Below are 13741 nucleotides of genomic sequence, written 5' to 3' on the forward strand. Positions count from 1 at the left end.
AATCAATCGGGAGTTCAGCCCTGCTTCTTCAGCTTCTCGGCCGCTTGCGGGGCGAAGTAGGTGAGCACGCCATCGGCGCCGGCGCGCTTGAAGCCGAGCAGGCTTTCCATCATCGCGCGCTCGCCGTCGAGCCAGCCATTGTTCGCCGCCGCAGCAATCATCGCGTACTCGCCCGACACCTGATAGGCGAAGGTCGGCACCGCGAAGGTCTCCTTCACGCGACGCACGATGTCGAGATAAGGCATGCCGGGCTTGACCATCACCATGTCGGCGCCCTCGGCGAGATCGAGTTCGACCTCGCGGATCGCCTCGTCGGTGTTGGCCGGATCCATCTGATAGGTGCGCTTGTCGCCGGTCAGCGCCTTGGCCGAGCCGATCGCATCGCGGAACGGGCCGTAGAACGCGGAGGCGTATTTCGCCGCATAGGCCATGATCTGCACGTCCTGGAAGCCGGCGGCGTCGAGGCCTGCGCGGATCGCACCGATGCGGCCGTCCATCATGTCCGACGGCGCGATCACGTCGCAGCCGGCCTCGGCCTGCACCAGCGACTGCCGGACCAGCACCGCGACGGTCTCGTCGTTGAGGATGCAGCCGTCCTGGATCAGCCCGTCATGGCCGTGGCTCGTGAACGGGTCGAGCGCGACGTCGCACAGCACGCCGAGTTCGGGGAATTCGTTCTTGATGGCGCGCACGGTGCGGCACACCAGATTCTCGGCGTTGGTCGCTTCCGTGCCGTGCTCGTCACGCAGCGTCGGGTCGGTGTAGGGAAACAGCGCGAGGCAAGGGATCTCCAATCGGACCGCGCGCTCTGCGGCACGCACCACCTGGTCGATGCTGAGCCGCTCGACGCCGGGCATCGAGGGGATCGGGACGCGCTGGTTGCTGCCTTCGACGACGAACAGCGGCCAGATCAGGTCATCCGTGGTGACGCAATTCTCGCGAACCAGCCGGCGGGCCCATTCGGTCTTGCGATTGCGCCGCGGGCGCACAGTCAGATCGAGGGCAGGGGCGGACGGCCGGGGGGCGGGGTCGCGCATTTCGATGGGACGGCCGAATTTGATCGCCATGTTGCCAACTCTCCCTGCAGGCGTCCAACTGATGCTTCAAACTAGCATTTTGGCATTGCCGCGTCACTGCGCTGTTGATTTGGCGCAATAGGCCGCGCCCGCTGCGATCACAGCCGATTGATTTTGCCGCCACGGCGGGCCAAGACTCGCCCATCGACCACCGCCGAGCAGCGAGCCGCATGTCCGAAACCCAGTCGTCGTCGCGCGAACACGCCCCGCGCGACCCCTCGATCGGGGTCGCGGCGATCGCGCCCGAGCGCGACGAGCAGCACGAGAACGACTGGACCCAGCGGCTCGTCCTGTTCCTGCGCGTGATGGCGGTGATCTCGATCTGCAAGGGACTCTATCACTGGGCGCAGATCACCGGCTTCATCGGCGGCGAGGATGACGCCTTCGAGGTCCAGTCGATGGCCTGGCAGACCGCGACGGTCTATTTCGCGGTGATCGAACTGGTTGCCGCGATCGGGCTGTGGCTGGCGACGCCTTGGGGCGCCGTCGTGTGGCTGACCACAGTGGTGTCGATGGCGGTGATCGAATTGATGTTCCCGGCGATCTATGGCGGCAGCCTGCTGATCGTCTCGGCCGAGGCGCTGCTGCTCGCGGCCTATCTGGCGCTGGCCTGGATGGCCGCCCGCGAACGGCCGCCATAGAGCTCAAGCGATGCATTCCGCCGCGGCCGCAACGTACCGGGCGGCACGGACAACAACAATTCACAAGAAGAAAAGGGGAAGGGCACCATGAACCAGCTTCATTCCGGCGGAACCGGCGGCAGCCTGATCGTCAACGCGGTCGCGCGCTATGGCGACCGGCCGGCGATCGCCGACGACAATCTGCGCTGGACCTATCGCGAATTCGGCGAGGCCGTCGGCCGCTTCATCACGCTGTTCCGCGCCGTCGGCCTCACCAAAGGCAGCGCGCTGTCGATTCTGTCGTCGAACCGCGCCGAATCCTGGGCTGCGATTTCGGCCGCGACGGTGATGGGCCTGCGCTACACGCCGCTGCATCCGATGGCCGCCGAGGACGACCACGCCTTCATCATCGAGGATGCCGAGATCGACGCGCTGATTGTCGAGAGCGGCAAGTTCGCCGCGCGCGGGCTGACGATCCGCAGCCGTGTGCCCGGTCTGAAGCATCTGTTGTCGTTCGGCGCGGTCGAGGGCGCGCGGGATCTGCTGGCCGGCTTCGACAGCGTCGAAGCGGCGCCGCTGGTCGACGAGAGCGTGACGTCGGATATCGCCTGGCTCGCTTACACCGGCGGCACTACAGGCCGCTCCAAGGGCGTGATGATCCCGCATCGCGCGCTGACGACGATGGCCGTGATCCTCTATACCGACTGGGACTGGCCGGCGGAGATCCGTTATCTCGCCGCGACCCCGATCAGCCATGCCGCCGGCGTGACCGTCTATCCGGTGATGATGCGCGGCGGGTTCACACGGCTGGTGCAGGGCTTCGAGATCGAATCCTATTGTCGTGTCGTCGCCGAAGAGAAGATCACTGCCGCCTTCCTGGTGCCGACGCTGATCTACGCGCTGATCGACGCGCCGCAGGTGAGGGCGCGCCATGATCTGTCGTCGCTCGACATGATCGTCTATGGCGCGGCCCCGATGTCGCCCGACCGGCTGCGCGAAGGCATCAAGATCTTCGGTCCGGTGTTCGTGCAGCTCTACGGCCAGACCGAAGCGCCGCAATGCATCACCACGATGCGCAAGATCGATCACGATGATTCCAAGCCCGGCCGGCTCGGATCGTGCGGACGTCCGAGCCCGCTGCTCGACGTCAAGCTGTTCGATTCCGAGATGCGCGAGGTCGGAATCGGCGAACCCGGCGAAATCTGCGTGCGCGGCACGCTGGTGATGGACGGCTACTGGAAACGTCCCGACGCCACCGAAGAGGCGTTCCGCGGCGGCTGGCTGCACACCGGCGACGTCGCTGTGAAGGACGCCGATGGTTACTTGTACATCGTCGATCGCACCAAGGACATGATCATCTCCGGCGGCTTCAACATCTATCCGCGCGAAGTCGAGGACGCGCTGATGGCGCATCACGCCGTCGCCTCCGCCGCGGTGATCGGCGTGCCCGACGACAAATGGGGCGAGGCGGTGAAGGCTTACGTCGTGCTCAAGCCCGGCGCCAACAACGACGCCGCGGAACTGCAAGCGCATGTGAAGGCCAAGCGCGGCGCGCCGTGGTCGCCGAAATCGATCGAGTTCGTCGCGACGATTCCGGTGACGGGTCTCGGCAAGATCGATCGCAAGGTCTTGCGCGCGCCGTATTGGGAAGGACGCACGCGCGGCGTCGCGTAAAGTTTTCGTCGAATTGCGAAAGGTAAGGTTCCGGTCACCTTAAAGGGTTCGGTCATGTCCGTTACAGGAATCTTTCGAATTCGAATGAAGCTGTTCTCAAATGCGACAGCGGCGGCGATGAGACCCTCGAATCCGGCCTCATCCGTCAATGAAAGGTTGCGAGAAGTGGCCGATTTGCAGGCTTAATCCGCGATTCACTCTCTTAAATTCATGATCTCTTTATTGTCTTATTTAAGCTGATGTTCAAACGCGCCCCTTAAGTTGGACCTATCAGACGGGACACAAGTTTCGTCGAATAAGTCGATCAAAAAAGACGACAGGGGACGTGTCATGATCAAAGCCGTTGCCACGGCAGCCGAAACCGCCGCGCCTGCAGTTGCAGGACAAGCGCCGGTCCAGCCGCTCTATCTCGAGGCTCTCACTCTGGTGGAGCGGCTGCACCGCCGGCTGCTCGACGTCATCAAGGACGAGTTCGATCGCCGCGGTCGCGCCGATATCAACTCGGTGCAGGCGCTGCTGCTCTACAACATCGGCGACAAGGAGCTGACCGCCGGCGAACTACGCACGCGCGGTTACTACCTCGGCTCCAACGTTTCCTACAATCTGAAGAAGCTGGTCGAACTCGGCTTCCTCGATCATCAGCGCTCCCGCGTCGACCGACGCTCGGTGCGGATCCGGCTGACCGCGCAGGGCCAGGAGGTCCGCCACATCGTCGACGCGCTGTATCAGAAGCACGTCAGGACGGTGGAGCAGGTCGGCGGCATTTCCAGCGAGGAGTTCGCCACGCTGAACAAGTCGCTGCACCGCCTCGAGCGGTTCTGGACCGACCAGATTCTGTACCGCCTCTGAGTCTCCCGATCCGGGAGCGCGCCGACGCCGCCGGCATCACGCCAGGCGCTGCCCAAACGAGGCAGGCACGCGCGCTCTCGTTCATCTCCAGGTCCGTCGTCTTCGTCATCGGCTCTCCGCAAGGGGAGCCGATTTTTTCTTGCGCCGCGGAAATTTCCCGGGCCCCGGACGGGAACTTTTCGGGCCGCCGAGGCTTGTCAACTGCAAAGCCGCTGGAGAGGGCGATGCTGGTCGAACGAGGATTGCGGATCATGAACATCGATGTGATCGGACGAGCATATGACATCGCGGCCAATTATCTGCGCCGCACCGGAGCGATTGCCGACAACACGACAACCTTCGATCCGCTGCTGGAGCTGATCGTGCAGATGTTCCATCGCGGCGAGACCAACCCGATCAAGCTGGCCAACAAGGCCATTTCCGTTTTCGAATCCGCGAAGATCGCGGCATGAATTGAGAGGCGCCTGCATGCAACGAGCTATCGACCGCGTGATCCAGACTTACGGCCTGCTGACCAGCAGCGAAGCCGCGCAGGACGCGCAAGCCAAGGTTGAGAACTACATCCGCACGCTGTTCGAGGCCGGAGAAACCGACGACAATCGTCTGACCGTGTGCGGTCTCGTGTATCTGCGCGAACTCGACGGCAGCAATGACCCGGTCAAAGCTGGCTACACCGGCCTCTAAACCGGTCACCGTGATATGATGATGCGTCTGGTCGCCGGGTTGGTTGAAATCCTCCCGGCGATCGGCGTCTTTGCAGGAGCCTCGACTGAGGCGCTTCAAGAGCGCTGTGGTGGCCGATTGCGCGGCCCATCCTCTGAGGCCCGCGGCAATCACGCCTGATGATGACGGCGTGGTCGGGCGGGCGCTCGACACGATCGCGATCAGATTGTCAAACAGCCATGCCGAAGCCTTCCCGCGGCTCTGATGAGCCCGAGGTTTGAACCCCTCGCAGTCGCGAGGGGCGGGGGGCGCGCCGCGAGGCGCGGATGATGGTGGTTCTCGCGATCGGCTCGAGAGCCTTTCGCGCTCGCCTCGACGGCGCGCCCACCGCGGCTTTTTCCGGCTTCGGGACGGTTCTTCCGGCCGCAGCGTCCCGACAGGTTTCCCCGCCGCTTGCTGGGCGCGTACAGCCATCGTGAGTGGCAGAGCCTCAATAGTGGGCCCGGACCGCTCCCCAAAGCCGCCGGGGATCATGCTTGCGAGGCACGACCGCAGGCGCCGCATCCAACCAGGCTTCGCCACAGATGGCTCCGCCCGGCCATTGACCCGGCTGGTTGCCCAGCCGCGTGATCTGTCCCGCTTCACAAGCGCCCTCGAGAAGCGCCCCTCACGGACACGACAATGGGTAAATAATCCTAGTTTGCGCCGTCTGTCAACCGGATTTCGTGACGCCGCCCGAGATTCATGCCGCGCCGTCGCATCGGTGCGCTAAAAGGCCCGGGACATTTCAGGAGCAAGGTTGCGGCATGGACAAGAAGGCGATGCGCGAGGAGGCCGAACGGCTGATGCGCGAGGCGATGGCGAAGCGCAACGTGACGGTGAAGCAGGGCGACACCGTGCTGATGGTGACCTGCGGCAAATGCGGCGCGCCCAACAAGGTCAAGGCGCCGAAGGGCGTCACCCGCGTCGCCTATGTCTGCAAGGAATGCGGCGCGAAGCAGGAAACGATGTGAGGCCGCGCCGCGTTGGATGCGACGGCCGCGGCGTTCGCGCGGCCCTCCGCCGACATCCCGGAAGGTCCCCATGCTGACGCTTCACCATCTCAACGATAGCCGCTCGCAGCGCATCCTCTGGCTGCTGGAAGAACTCGGCACGCCGTATGAGCTGAAGCGCTATCAGCGCGACGCCACGACCCGGCTGGCGCCGCCGGAGCTGAAAGCGGTGCATCCGCTCGGCAAGTCGCCGGTGATCACCGACGGCGATCTGACGCTGGTGGAGTCCGGCGCGATCGTCGACGCCATCCTGCGCCGCTACGGCGCGGGCAGCGGGCTGCGGCCCGCGGAAAGCACGCCTGCGTTCGAGGCCTATCAGGAATGGCTGCACTACGCCGAGGGCTCGGCGATGCTGCCGCTGATGCTGCAGCTCTACACCAGCCGCCTGAAAGACGCCGCCGCCCCGCTGCAGCCCCGCATCGACAGCGAGATCGCCAACCACCTCGAGTTCATCGAGGGAGCGCTGAAGGGCCGGCAGTTCTTCGTCGGCGACAGCCTGACCGGCGCCGACATCATGATGAGCTTCGTCGCCGAACTCGCCGGATCGTTCGGCCGGCTCGGGACGTATCCGGAGCTGGCCGCCTGGATCGCGCGGATGCACGCGCGGCCGGCGTTCCGGCGGAGCGTGGAGAAGGGCGGGGCTTATCGGATGGGGTGAGGGGCGTGGCGCACACAACGTTGGCGTAACCCATCAATTCCGAGAGTCGGTTTGAGTTATTGCCGAAGGGGTAGGTCAGAAAACACAATCCTGTCCTCGCTTATGCGGGCTACGACATTCACACCCAATTCTCCGTCCGCACCCCCGGCATTCGCGCAAACTCCCGCATGTTGTTGGTGACAACGATCAGTCCCTCGCTGCGCGCGTGGCCGCCGATCTGCATGTCGTGAGGGCCGCAGGGCGTGCCGGCGCGTTCAAGTTCGGCGCGGACCTGGCCATAATGCGCGGCGGCCTTGTCGGCGAAGGGCAGAACTTCCAGACGCGCCGTGAAATGTGCGATCGTGGTGAGATTCTCGGTACGACGAGCGGATTTCTCCGCGCCGTAGAACAGTTCGCCGAGCGTAATACTCGAGATGCAGAGCTGCTCCGCCAGCGCGTTGAATTTCTCGCGCAAGGAGGGTGGGTGGGTCTTCATCACGTAGATGCAGATATTGGTGTCGAGCATGTAGGTGAGCATCACAGCGGCTCGCGCTCTTCGGCCTGCGGCTGCTCGCGCTCGATGAGAAAGTCGCCGCTGGCACGCGGGCCGTTCAGGAAGAAATCGTCCCAGCGTTGCCCTTGCGGAACGATCACGCGACTGCGGCCGATCTTGAGGATGTCGACCTTGTGCACGCCGTCGGGGAAGGCAACGCCCTTGGGCAGGCGAACCGCCTGACTGCGGTTGCTGGTGAAAACGGTCGAACTGGCCATTGCCGATCTCCGTGGCATATCCGTACGGGATATACCTACTCCATGTGCGCTCGCCCGGCAAGAGATCGCGGATATTTCACCCCTCCTGCAAGCCCCTCTCATCCACCATATCTGGGCTGCGTGGGGCTGGTTGCCGCAAATGCTTGGTTCCGTGTCCTTGGCCCGCCGGTCCTTCTATGCTATTGCGCAGCCGCCGCTTCCGTACCGCACCTGATGACCGCCCGCGCCCCGGAGGGGCGGCGGCGGTGGAGATATTTGCCCATGAGCAATTCAGCCGAGACCGCGTCCGCGCCCGACAGCTTCTTTTCCGCCTCGCTTACTGAGGCTGATCCCGAGATCGCCGCGGCGATCAAGGGCGAACTCGGCCGTCAGCGCCACGAGGTCGAGCTGATCGCCTCCGAGAACATCGTCAGCCGCGCGGTCCTGGAAGCGCAGGGCTCGGTGATGACCAACAAATACGCCGAGGGCTATCCGGGCGCGCGCTATTACGGCGGCTGCGAATTCGTCGACGTCGCCGAAAATCTGGCGATCGAGCGCGCCAAGAAGCTGTTCGGCGCGAATTTCGCCAACGTCCAGCCGAACTCCGGCAGCCAGATGAACCAGGCGGTGTTCCTGGCGCTGCTGCAGCCCGGCGACACCTTCATGGGCCTCGACCTCGCCGCCGGCGGGCATCTGACCCACGGCGCCACCGTCAATATGAGCGGCAAGTGGTTCAAGCCGGTGCACTACACCGTGCGCCGCGAGGACGGCATCATCGACATGGACGCGGTCGCCAAGCTGGCCGAGGAGGCCAAGCCGAAGCTGATCATCGCCGGCGGCTCGGCCTATTCGCGGGCCTGGGACTTCAAGCGCTTCCGCGAGATCGCCGACAGCGTCGGCGCCTATTTCATGGTCGACATGGCGCATTTCGCCGGTCTGGTCGCCGGCGGCGCCCATGCCTCGCCGGTGCCGCACGCCCATGTCTGCACCACCACCACCCACAAGTCGCTGCGCGGCCCGCGCGGTGGCCTGATCCTCACCAATGACGAGGCACTGGCCAAGAAGTTCAACTCGGCGATCTTCCCCGGCCTGCAGGGCGGCCCGCTGATGCATGTCATCGCCGCCAAGGCGGTGGCGTTCAAGGAAGCGCTCCAGCCGGACTTCAAGGTCTACGCGAAGAACGTCATCGAGAACGCTAAAGCGCTTGCGGAAACGCTGCGTGCAGCAGGCTTCGATCTGGTCTCGGGCGGCACCGACAACCATCTGATGCTGGTCGATCTGCGGCCGAAGGGGCTGAAGGGCAACGTCTCCGAGAAGGCGTTGGTCCGCGCCGCCATCACCTGTAACAAGAACGGTATTCCGTTCGACCCGGAGAAGCCGTTCGTGACCTCGGGTCTGCGGCTCGGGACACCGGCGGCGACCACCCGCGGATTCGGCGTCGCCGAGTTCAAGCAGGTCGGGAACCTGATCGCCGAAGTGCTGAACGCCATTGCACAATCCCCCGATGGCACCGCGCCGCTGGTGGAGGCGTCGGTGAAGGAGCGGGTGAAGGATTTGACCGACCGGTTTCCGATTTATCAGTAAGAGCTGATGGGACGCGCATGCGTCGCCGCATGGACTGCGTCATGCCCGGACTTGATCCGGGCATCCATCTCTCTTCCCAAAATGATGGATTGCCGGGTCAAGCCCGGCAATGACAGCAGGGGTTAGAAGATGCGCTGCCCGAACTGCAACAGCCTCGACACCCAGGTGAAGGATAGCCGGCCCACCGAGGATTCCTCGGTGATCCGGCGGCGGCGCGTCTGCATCGCCTGCAACTTCCGCTTCACGACGTTCGAGCGGGTGCAGTTGCGCGAGCTGACGGTGATCAAGCGCAACGGTCGAAGGGTGCCGTTCGACCGCGACAAGCTGGTGCGTTCGGTGCAGATCAGTTTGCGCAAGCGGCCGGTCGAACCGGAGCGGGTCGAGCAGCTGGTCTCGGCGATCGTGCGTGAACTCGAGAGCAGCGGCGAGGCGGATATCTCGTCGGAGACCATCGGCGAGATCGTGATGGACCATTTGCGCAAGCTCGACGACGTCGCTTACGTCCGCTTCGCCTCGGTCTATCGCAATTTCCGCGAGGCGAAGGACTTCGAAGCCGTGCTGGGCGAATTGTCCGGCGAGGAAGAGGCCCGTCCGACGCTGGTCCGCAAATGATCTTCCGGATCCTCGAAGACCAATATGCCGAACGCGCCAGGGTCGAAAAGGCCGGGAAGGCGGCAGCCGCCGCGGCCGATCTGCGCTTCATGCAGCTTGCGCTGACACTCGGCCGCCGCGGGCTCGGCCGCACCGCCACCAACCCCGCGGTCGGCGCGGTGATCGTGAAGGACGGCGTCATCCTCGGCCGCGGCTGGACAGAGGTCGGCGGCCGGCCCCATGCCGAGGTCGAGGCGCTGGCGCGCGCCGGCGAGGCCGCGCGCGGGGCGACGCTGTACGTCACGCTGGAGCCATGCTCGCATGTCGGCCGATCGCCGCCCTGCGCTGACGCCGTGATCGCGGCAGGAATCACCCGCGTGGTGTCGGCGATCGAAGATCCCAATCCGCTGGTGGCAGGCCAGGGCCACGACAAGCTCCGCGCCGCCGGGATCGCGGTCGATGTCGGCCTCTGCGCCGCGGAGGCCGCGCGCGATCACGCCGGGCATTTTCGCCGCGTGCGCGACCGGCGGCCGCATGTCGTGCTCAAGCTCGCGGTGTCCACCGACGACAAGATCGCGCGCGCCGGCCACAAGCCGGTGGCGATCACCGGCGAGGAGACCCGGGCGCGGGTGCACCTGCTGCGCGCGCAGTCCGACGCGATCCTGGTCGGGATCGGCACCGTGCTGGCCGACGATCCGGAATTGACGGTGCGGCTCCCCGGGATGGAGAAGCAGTCGCCGATCCGCGTGGTGCTCGATCCCAGCTTGCGGATTCCCGGCGGCAGTAAGCTGGTGCATTCGGCGCGGCAGACGCCGCTGTGGCTGATCGCCTCCGAGGTCGCGGAAGCGGCGGCCGCAACGCGCCTCGGCGCGGCCGGGGCGCATGTGATCCACGTCGCCGACCGGCCGAGCATTACAGACGGACAGAGCCGGCCCGGACTCGATCTCGCCGCGGTGCTGGCGGCGCTGTCGGAAAAGGGCGTCACGCGGCTCCTGGTCGAAGGCGGCGCGCGGGTCGCGAGCGCCCTGGTCTCGGAAAACCTCGCCGACGAAATCTGGCTGCTGCGCGGCGAGACCACGATCGGCGCCGACGGCGTCGACGCGCTGGACCGGCTGCCGCTCACGACCATCACCCAATCGTCCGGCTGGCGGGTGCGCGACAGCGAGCGCCTCGGGCCCGATACCCTCACGATTTACGATCCCACCTGAGAGCCCGCATCTTATGTTCACCGGCATTGTCACCGACATCGGCGAGATCGAAAAACTGACGCCGGTGGCGCAAGGCCAGCTGCACCGGCTGCGCATTCTGTGCAGCTTCGACCAGAGCACGATCGCCGACGGTGCCTCGATCGCCAGCAACGGCGTCTGCATGACCGTGGTCGGCTCCGGCGTCGCCGGCGGCCGCACCTGGTACGAGGTCGACGCCGGCGCCGAGACGCTCGGCCTGACTACCGCGAAGCATTGGGGCGTCGGCACGCGGCTCAATCTCGAGCGCGCTCTGAAGATCGGCGACGAGCTCGGCGGCCACATCGTCACCGGCCATGTCGACGGCATCGCCACCATCGAGTCGCGCGAGGAGCTGCCCGACATGGCGCGGTTCACGCTGTCGACCTCGCGCGAGCTGGCGCGCTTCATCGCCGCCAAGGGCTCGGTGACGCTCGACGGCACCTCGCTGACCGTCAATACCGTCGACGACACACGGTTCTCGGTGCTGATCATTCCGCACACGCTGAGCGCGACGATCCTGTCGGGCTGGCAGCAGGGCAGCGAGGTCAATCTCGAGGTCGACCTGATGGCGCGCTATGCCGCGCGGTTGAGCGAAATGAAATAGGTGGCAGCCGGAACCCGGCTCGTCATGCGCGGGCTTGACCCGCGCACCCATCCTCTTAACAAGAACGCATCATACTCTTTCCGAACAAGATGATTGCCGGGTCGAGCCCGGCAATGACGATCAAAGGCAAGGCACCAGAATGGCAGACGCGCGGCGCGCCCCCCTGAAAGACCAGACCGACATCTCCGGCGCACGCGTGCTGATCGTCGAGGCGCGGTTCTATGACGACATCCAGGACGCGCTGCTCGAAGGCGCGGTGGCCGAGCTGAAGGCCGCCGGCGCGAGCCATGACGTGCTCACCGTACCGGGCGCATTGGAGATTCCCGCCGCCGTTGCGATCGCGATCGACGCCGCCGAGGCCCACGGCAAGCCCTATGACGCAGCGATCGCGCTCGGCTGCGTGGTGCGCGGCGAGACGATCCATTTCGAGATTGTCTCGATGGAATCCGCGCGGGCGCTGATGGACCTGTCGGTTGCGCGGAAGTTCCCGCTCGGCAACGGTATTATCACCGTCAACACCGACGAGCAGGCCTGGGCGCGGGCGAAGCCAGGCGACCTCAACAAGGGCGGCGACGCCGCGCGCGCCGCACTGGCGATGCTGCGGATCAAGCGTCGGCTGGCGCGGGGCTGATGATGGTCGAGCCGAAAAAGCCGTTCATGCGCAAGCCGCCGCCCAAAAACGGCGACAAGAAGCCAGGCGACAGGAAAGCCAACCGCCGCGGCGCGGCGCGGCTCGCGGCGGTGCAGGCGCTGTACCAGATGGACATCGGCGGCGCCGGCATCGACGACACCTTCGCCGAGTTCGAGAGCCACTGGATCGGCAATGAGGTCGAGGGCGATCAATATCTGCCGGCCGAAGCCGCGTTCTTCCGCGACATCGTCTCCGGCGTGGTCCGCGACCAGACCAAACTCGATCCGTTGATCGACGAGGCGCTGGCGAAAGGCTGGCCGCTGGCGCGGATCGACGCCATCATCCGCGCGGTGATGCGCGCCGGCGCCTATGAGCTCGAACACCGCAAGGATATTCCGGCCCGCGTCGTCGTCTCCGAATATGTCGACGTCGCGCACGCCTTCGTCGAGAAGGACGAAACCGGCATGGTCAACGCCGTGCTCGACCAGATCGCGCGGCAGTTTCGTGCCGATGAGTTTACGAAGTAATCGATCCGAGCGCATTTCGGTTGTCATTCCGGATTGCGAGCGAAGCGAGCAAGTCCGGAATCCATAACCCCTGCAGGGAGTATGGATTCCGGGCCTGCGCCCCGAGGGGCGCATCCCGGAATGACGACGTGTTTGTGGATGTGTCATGCCCTCCGGTGAAGACGATCTGATCGCCCGATACTTCAAGCCGCTCGCCACTGCGCCCGGCGCGCTGGGGCTGATCGATGACGCCGCCGTGCTGTCGGCGTCGGGGGACGATCTGGTGCTCACCACCGACGCCATCGTCGAGGGCGTGCATTATCTGCCCGGCGATCCGCCAGACGCGATCGCCCGCAAGGCGCTGCGGGTCAACCTGTCCGACCTTGCGGCCAAGGGCGCGGAGCCGGCGGGCTTTCTACTGACGCTGGCGCTGCGCAATGTCGACGAGGACTTCCTCGCGCCGTTTGCGCGCGCGATCGGCGAAGATGCCGAGAGCTTCGGCTGCCCGCTCCTCGGCGGCGACACGGTCTCGACGCCCGGACCGGTGATGATCTCGATCACCGCCTTCGGCCGGGTGTCGCCGGGGCGCATGGTGCGACGCAACACGCTGCGCGCCGGCCACCGTATCGTCGTCAGCGGCACGATCGGCGACGCCGCGCTCGGCCTCGACCTGCTGCAAGGCGCTGCCGCCAACATCTCCGAAGATCACCGCGCCTTCCTGGTCGGACGCTACCGCGTGCCGCAGCCGCGGCTGCAACTGGCGCAGGCGGTGCGCGACCATGCCGGCGCGGCGATGGACGTCTCCGACGGGCTGGCGGGCGACCTCACCAAGATGTGCGCAGCCTCCGGCGTCACCGCCACGATCGATACGAGCGCGGTGCCCGTGTCGGCCGCGGGGCGGGCGATGCTCGCGCGCGATCCAGCGAAGCTGGCGCGCATCCTGGGCGGCGGCGATGACTATGAGGTGCTATGTGGCGTCGATCCCGCGCAACTCGATCAGTTCCTTGCTGCAGCGCAACGTGCCGGTGTGCCGGCGACGGTGATCGGTACGGCCGAGGCTGGAACCGCAGCGCCCCGCTGGTTCGACGCCGACCGTCGGGAAGTCTCGCTCACCGCCCTGTCATTCAGTCACTTCTAGCGCTTAGTCGCAGGTATTCCGGCGCAAGGGATACGGCTGAAATTCGCCTGGATCGCGGGAAAAGCCCCGCTTAGTCCCTTCGCAGCGATTGCGGAGCAACCACGATTTTGGCATGGTCCGCCGCGATTTGGGGCTGCTCC

The 13741-nt window shown here is 65.6% G+C and carries 17 protein-coding genes; 14 read left to right on the forward strand and 3 right to left on the reverse strand.

Going from position 1 to position 13741, the window contains the following annotated elements; all coding sequences use genetic code 11:
* Nucleotides 1-14 precede the first annotated feature (14 nt).
* Nucleotides 15-1067, reverse strand: coding sequence for a porphobilinogen synthase (gene hemB, locus BMY71_RS11610; RefSeq protein WP_092683880.1), 1053 nt, complete (start codon nucleotides 1065-1067; stop codon nucleotides 15-17).
* Between the two features lie 179 nt (nucleotides 1068-1246).
* Between hemB and BMY71_RS11615 the strand changes: the two genes are divergently transcribed.
* The 7 genes from BMY71_RS11615 to BMY71_RS11645 all read left to right on the forward strand — a co-directional run bounded on the left by BMY71_RS11615 (nucleotide 1247) and on the right by BMY71_RS11645 (nucleotide 6592).
* Entirely contained in the window at nucleotides 1247-1717 is a 471-nt protein-coding gene (locus BMY71_RS11615) for a DUF6163 family protein (protein ID WP_092683882.1), read from the forward strand.
* 87 nt (nucleotides 1718-1804) lie between these two features.
* The gene (locus tag BMY71_RS11620; protein ID WP_092683884.1) at nucleotides 1805-3370 is read left to right on the forward strand and encodes an AMP-binding protein; all 1566 of its coding nucleotides are present in this window, start codon (nucleotides 1805-1807) and stop codon (nucleotides 3368-3370) included.
* 330 nt (nucleotides 3371-3700) lie between these two features.
* Nucleotides 3701-4219, forward strand: a complete 519-nt coding sequence (ldtR, locus tag BMY71_RS11625; protein WP_011503069.1) for a transcriptional regulator LdtR — start codon at nucleotides 3701-3703, stop codon at nucleotides 4217-4219.
* Nucleotides 4220-4443: 224 nt separating this feature from the next.
* Nucleotides 4444-4671 (forward strand): hypothetical protein, encoded by a 228-nt coding sequence (locus BMY71_RS11630; protein WP_011503070.1) that lies wholly within the window; start codon nucleotides 4444-4446, stop codon nucleotides 4669-4671.
* Nucleotides 4672-4687: 16 nt separating this feature from the next.
* Nucleotides 4688-4903 (forward strand): hypothetical protein, encoded by a 216-nt coding sequence (locus BMY71_RS11635; protein ID WP_011503071.1) that lies wholly within the window; start codon nucleotides 4688-4690, stop codon nucleotides 4901-4903.
* 785 nt (nucleotides 4904-5688) lie between these two features.
* On the forward strand, nucleotides 5689-5895 hold the full coding sequence (locus tag BMY71_RS11640) for a hypothetical protein (RefSeq protein WP_011503073.1): 207 nt from the start codon (nucleotides 5689-5691) through the stop codon (nucleotides 5893-5895).
* A 70-nt stretch (nucleotides 5896-5965) separates the two neighbouring features.
* Nucleotides 5966-6592 carry a glutathione S-transferase family protein gene (locus tag BMY71_RS11645; protein WP_092683886.1) on the forward strand — a complete coding sequence of 209 codons (627 nt, stop codon included), beginning with the start codon at nucleotides 5966-5968 and terminating at the stop codon, nucleotides 6590-6592.
* Nucleotides 6593-6710: 118 nt separating this feature from the next.
* Here BMY71_RS11645 and vapC read toward each other — a convergent pair whose 3' ends face one another.
* Together vapC and vapB are read right to left on the reverse strand one after the other, a co-directional pair.
* Nucleotides 6711-7109, reverse strand: coding sequence for a type II toxin-antitoxin system tRNA(fMet)-specific endonuclease VapC (gene vapC / locus BMY71_RS11650; protein ID WP_011503075.1), 399 nt, complete (start codon nucleotides 7107-7109; stop codon nucleotides 6711-6713).
* A complete protein-coding gene (gene vapB, locus BMY71_RS11655) occupies nucleotides 7109-7342 on the reverse strand; it encodes a type II toxin-antitoxin system VapB family antitoxin (protein WP_011503076.1) in 234 nt (77 codons plus the stop codon). Before vapB ends, vapC begins: the two co-directional genes overlap by 1 nt.
* 261 nt (nucleotides 7343-7603) lie before the next feature.
* On the opposite strand from vapB, the gene glyA reads away from it, so the two are divergent.
* From glyA to thiL, 7 genes are all read left to right on the forward strand, one after another.
* Nucleotides 7604-8905: a serine hydroxymethyltransferase gene (glyA, locus tag BMY71_RS11660; RefSeq protein ID WP_092683888.1), complete on the forward strand. Its 1302-nt coding sequence runs from the start codon at nucleotides 7604-7606 to the stop codon at nucleotides 8903-8905.
* A 129-nt stretch (nucleotides 8906-9034) separates the two neighbouring features.
* Nucleotides 9035-9517, forward strand: a complete 483-nt coding sequence (gene nrdR, locus BMY71_RS11665; protein WP_011503078.1) for a transcriptional regulator NrdR — start codon at nucleotides 9035-9037, stop codon at nucleotides 9515-9517.
* Nucleotides 9514-10704, forward strand: a complete 1191-nt coding sequence (gene ribD / locus BMY71_RS11670) for a bifunctional diaminohydroxyphosphoribosylaminopyrimidine deaminase/5-amino-6-(5-phosphoribosylamino)uracil reductase RibD (protein ID WP_092683890.1) — start codon at nucleotides 9514-9516, stop codon at nucleotides 10702-10704. Before nrdR ends, ribD begins: the two co-directional genes overlap by 4 nt.
* A gap of 13 nt (nucleotides 10705-10717) precedes the next feature.
* Nucleotides 10718-11326: a riboflavin synthase gene (locus tag BMY71_RS11675; protein WP_092683892.1), complete on the forward strand. Its 609-nt coding sequence runs from the start codon at nucleotides 10718-10720 to the stop codon at nucleotides 11324-11326.
* A gap of 139 nt (nucleotides 11327-11465) precedes the next feature.
* Nucleotides 11466-11957: a 6,7-dimethyl-8-ribityllumazine synthase gene (gene ribH / locus BMY71_RS11680; RefSeq protein WP_092683894.1), complete on the forward strand. Its 492-nt coding sequence runs from the start codon at nucleotides 11466-11468 to the stop codon at nucleotides 11955-11957.
* A gap of 2 nt (nucleotides 11958-11959) precedes the next feature.
* Nucleotides 11960-12484, forward strand: coding sequence for a transcription antitermination factor NusB (gene nusB / locus BMY71_RS11685; RefSeq protein WP_430715327.1), 525 nt, complete (start codon nucleotides 11960-11962; stop codon nucleotides 12482-12484).
* A 145-nt stretch (nucleotides 12485-12629) separates the two neighbouring features.
* Nucleotides 12630-13601, forward strand: coding sequence for a thiamine-phosphate kinase (gene thiL, locus BMY71_RS11690; protein ID WP_092683896.1), 972 nt, complete (start codon nucleotides 12630-12632; stop codon nucleotides 13599-13601).
* The last annotated feature ends 140 nt before the right edge of the window (nucleotides 13602-13741 follow it).

Origin of the sequence: Rhodopseudomonas pseudopalustris, assembly GCF_900110435.1 — a bacterium.
Classification (GTDB): Bacteria; Pseudomonadota; Alphaproteobacteria; order Rhizobiales; family Xanthobacteraceae; genus Rhodopseudomonas; species Rhodopseudomonas pseudopalustris.